The sequence below is a fragment of the Cellulophaga sp. genome (assembly GCF_039943695.1).
Classification (GTDB): Bacteria; Bacteroidota; Bacteroidia; order Flavobacteriales; family Flavobacteriaceae; genus Cellulophaga.
Genome location: NZ_JBDVAA010000178.1, coordinates 1 through 3,901 on the forward strand (window position 1 = coordinate 1; position 3,901 = coordinate 3,901).

A 3,901-nucleotide genomic window follows, 5' to 3' on the forward strand; every position below is an offset into this window, starting at 1 on the left:
GGTTCATTTGTGTCGTCATCACTATCGCAACTTACTACAAGAGCTGTTGCCATAAATAATAATAGTAACTTTTTCATATTTTAGAGTTTTTAAGATTATGAGACAAATTAACGGGTTGTTTTTAACGATGAAATCACAAAAAAGTAAACTTTACAGCCAATATTGTAAGGTATTTGTGATAAATTCTACCTTACAGTAGTCACAAAGCGTTAAAAGCCTTAATTTCATTGACATTATAAACTTTTTAAGTTTGTGATAGCTTTGTGATATATATTAACTTCTTTGCAACCATATTATGAAACAGATTTTAATTATAGAAGACGATCCAGAAATTATACAATTACTGGAAATACATTTAACAGATATGGTATATACCACAACTAAAGCTATGGACGGTGAAACTGGTCTAAATTTAGCTTTAGAAAATGATTATGACCTTATTTTATTAGATCTTACATTACCTATTATGGACGGTATTGAGGTTTGTAAAAAACTAAGAACTAAAAAGAATACTCCTGTTATAATGCTTACTGCTAAGTCTGAAGAAATAGACCGTGTATTAGGATTAGAAATTGGTGCAGATGACTATTTAACTAAACCTTTTAGCATACGAGAATTACTTGCTCGTATTAAAGCTGTTTTACGTAGGTCTGATGCTCCTAAAATAGAAGAAAACAACTCTACTACCTTAAATTTTGAAGGTCTTTTTATAGATATTGATAAACGTAAAGTACTACATAACAAGCAAAAGATAGAGCTATCTCCAAAAGAGTTTGAGTTATTAGTTTTAATGGCTTCTAACCCAGGAAGAAATTACTCTAGAACAGAACTGTTAAACATTATTTGGGGTTATAATTTTGAAGGTTATGAGCATACTGTAAACTCACATATAAACAGGTTGCGTGCTAAAATAGAATCTAGTATGGCTAACCCTATGTATATACTTACCACTTGGGGAGTTGGCTATAAATTTAATGAAGAAATATAACTATGGGAACATCTAAAAAAGTCCTTGGCACTAAGCTGATAAAAAAATTGTGGATTGCCTTTATTCTCATTATCATATTAATGGGAGCCTGTTACATACTTATAACTGGGTACTTTGCTAATAAATACAATGAAGCTACAATACAAAAAGTAAACGCAAAAGTAGCTAACCACCTTATTGAAGAAAAGTTTAAAGATGCTTCTCCTTTTTTAGAAGATGGTAGTGTAAATAAACCATTGTTTGGGGACTTAATGCATGATATGATGGCGGTTAACCGTAGTATAGAAGTGTATTTACTAGACAATGCAGGCTCTGTATTATATTCTGTTGTTTTAAAACATGATGCCAATGAGCCTATTAAGCACGTATCACTAGATCCTATTAAAGAATTTATAAAAGCAGACGGACAAAAGTATATTCTGGGTGATGATCCTAGAAATACAGAAGAACAAAAAATATTTTCTGCCGCACCTTATAAAAGCGGAGATAAAGAAGGTTACATATATATTATTCTTGCAGGTCAAGAGTTTCAGGCTATAAGTAATAGTTTGTTATCTCAATATTTTATGAAGTTAGGGCTTGGTGCTACCCTACTGACTATGCTTTTTGCTGCATTATTAGGCCTACTAAGTATTTGGTTTTTAACTAAAAACTTACGTGTAATGATTAGTACTGTAAATAAATTTCAGGAAGGAGACCGTACTGCACGTATCAAAGACACCAAAAAATCTGATATTGAAGTTCTTGCAAACTCTTTTAATGATATGGCAGATACTATTGTTAGTAATATTGATAAAATACAGTCTGTAGATACATTACGTAGAGAATTAATAGCTAATGTATCACATGATTTAAGAACACCACTTGCTATTTTAAAAGGATATGTAGAAACGCTTCAAATTAAAAAAGATACACTTACAGAAATTCAGAAAGATGAGTATTTACAAATTACTCATAACAACATAGACAGATTATCAAACTTAATAAACCAATTATTTGAGTATTCTAAGTTAGAGTCTGAACAGGTTACACCTGTAAAAGAACCCTTTTCTATAACAGAACTGTCTTATGACTTAATTGAAAAATTTAAGGTAATAGCTGAAAAGAAACAAATTGTTTTAGAAATGGATGCTTCTAATGAAAACAACCTTGTATATGCAGATGTTAGTATGGTAGAACGTGCATTACAAAACTTGCTAGAAAATGCTATTAAATATACTGAACCAAACGGAAAAGTAACATTAGCAATTAAAAAGCAAGCTAAAAAAGTAGAGATTAATATTACAGATACTGGTGCAGGAATACCAATTAACGAGCAACCTTATATTTTTGATCGTTACAAGCAGCTAGACAAGTCTGAAAAGAAAAGAGGCGCTGGCTTAGGTTTAGCCATAGTTAAGAAAATAATGGAAATGCATGACACCACTATTACTGTACTTAGCAAACCCAAAGAAGGCAGCACCTTTAGTTTTACATTACCTGTGCACTAATGTCTATCTTTTAATACTTTAACAATATCGTTTAATTTAAAGCCTTTTGCTTGTAATAAAATTAAGTAATGAAATAGTAGATCTGCACTTTCTTCTTTAAATAAGTGGTCATCACTATCTTTTGCTTCAATAACTACTTCTACGGCTTCTTCCCCAACTTTTTGGGCAACTTTGTTAATTCCCTTTCTGTAAAGAGAGGCTACATAGCTGTCTTTATTTTCTGGGTTTTCTTTACGGTCTGTAATAATATCTTCAAGCTCAGTTAAAAAACCATAATTGCTTGTATTATCGCCATTCCAACATGTATCAGAACCAGTATGGCACGTTGGTCCTACAGGGTTTGCTGTAATTAATAAGGTATCGTTATCACAATCTACCTTTATATCAACTAAATTTAAAAAGTTACCACTTTCTTCTCCTTTAGTCCATAAACGATTTTTGCTTCTACTATAAAACGTAACTGTTTTTGTTTCATTAGTCTTGTCTACAGCTTCTTTATTCATATAACCAAGCATTAAAACTGTTTTGGTAGTTGCATCTTGTACAACAGCAGGTACTAGACCATCTGTACTTTTTGTAAAATCTATTGTCATTTTATTCGTTTTACTATTGATATTATAATCTAACTGGTATGCCGTTAGTTTTTAATTCTTCTTTTAAATCTTTTATTTCTATTTCTTTAAAGTGAAAAACACTTGCTGCCAATGCCGCATCTGCTTTACCGTCTATAAAAGTATCAGTAAAATGCTGAATAGAACCAGCACCACCTGAAGCTATAATAGGAATATTTAATTCGGTTGATAATTTAGCTAATGCTTCATTTGCAAAACCATCTTTGGTACCATCATTATCCATAGAAGTAAACAAAATTTCTCCTGCTCCTCTTTCTTCTACCTCTTTAGCCCAATCAAATAAATTAAGTTCTGTTGGTACTTTACCACCAACTAAATGTACAATCCAGTTGCCATCTATATTTTTTGCATCTATTGCCACAACAACACACTGAGAGCCAAATTTGGCTGCCAAATCGTTTATTAATTGCGGATTTTTAACTGCAGATGAATTAATAGATACCTTATCTGCACCATTTTGCAACAATATATCTACGTCTTCAATTGATGAAATACCACCACCAACAGTAAAAGGAATATTTACTTTTTCTGCAACACGCAATACTAAATCTGCTAATGTTTTTCTACGCTCTTCTGTAGCAGATATATCTAAAAATACAAGCTCATCTGCTCCTGTTTGCGCATATATTTCTGCTAGTTCTACTGGGTCACCAGCATCTCGTAAATCTACAAAATTGACTCCTTTTACGGTGCGTCCGTTTTTAATATCTAAACAAGGTATTATTCTTTTTGTTAACATAGTTTTTATTCAAATTCCTTATTTATTTAATATAAATTCTTCTAACTGTTTC

At 31.6% G+C, this 3,901-nt stretch carries 4 protein-coding genes; 2 read left to right on the top strand and 2 right to left on the bottom strand.

Annotated features, from left to right (window positions below):
- The first annotated feature begins 295 nt into the window (after positions 1–295).
- Both ABJD66_RS11725 and ABJD66_RS11730 read left to right on the top strand, forming a co-directional pair.
- A complete protein-coding gene (locus ABJD66_RS11725) occupies positions 296–988 on the top strand; it encodes a response regulator transcription factor (RefSeq protein ID WP_348131766.1) in 693 nt (230 codons plus the stop codon).
- A 2-nt stretch (positions 989–990) separates the two neighbouring features.
- On the top strand, positions 991–2,478 hold the full coding sequence (locus tag ABJD66_RS11730; RefSeq protein ID WP_303544610.1) for a HAMP domain-containing sensor histidine kinase: 1,488 nt from the start codon (positions 991–993) through the stop codon (positions 2,476–2,478).
- On the opposite strand, the gene hisIE is transcribed toward ABJD66_RS11730, so the two are convergent.
- Entirely contained in the window at positions 2,475–3,071 is a 597-nt protein-coding gene (gene hisIE / locus ABJD66_RS11735) for a bifunctional phosphoribosyl-AMP cyclohydrolase/phosphoribosyl-ATP diphosphatase HisIE (protein WP_348131770.1), read from the bottom strand. The genes ABJD66_RS11730 and hisIE overlap by 4 nt on opposite strands.
- A gap of 22 nt (positions 3,072–3,093) precedes the next feature.
- On the bottom strand, positions 3,094–3,849 hold the full coding sequence (gene hisF / locus ABJD66_RS11740) for an imidazole glycerol phosphate synthase subunit HisF (RefSeq protein ID WP_303544614.1): 756 nt from the start codon (positions 3,847–3,849) through the stop codon (positions 3,094–3,096).
- Positions 3,850–3,901: the final 52 nt, after the last annotated feature.

Coding starts and splice junctions, on each gene's coding strand:
- ABJD66_RS11725 (WP_348131766.1), top strand. CDS start 296: ATGAAACAGATTTTAATTATAGAAGACGATCCAGAAATTATACAATTA.
- ABJD66_RS11730 (WP_303544610.1), top strand. CDS start 991: ATGGGAACATCTAAAAAAGTCCTTGGCACTAAGCTGATAAAAAAATTG.
- hisIE (WP_348131770.1), bottom strand. CDS start 3,071: ATGACAATAGATTTTACAAAAAGTACAGATGGTCTAGTACCTGCTGTT.
- hisF (WP_303544614.1), bottom strand. CDS start 3,849: ATGTTAACAAAAAGAATAATACCTTGTTTAGATATTAAAAACGGACGC.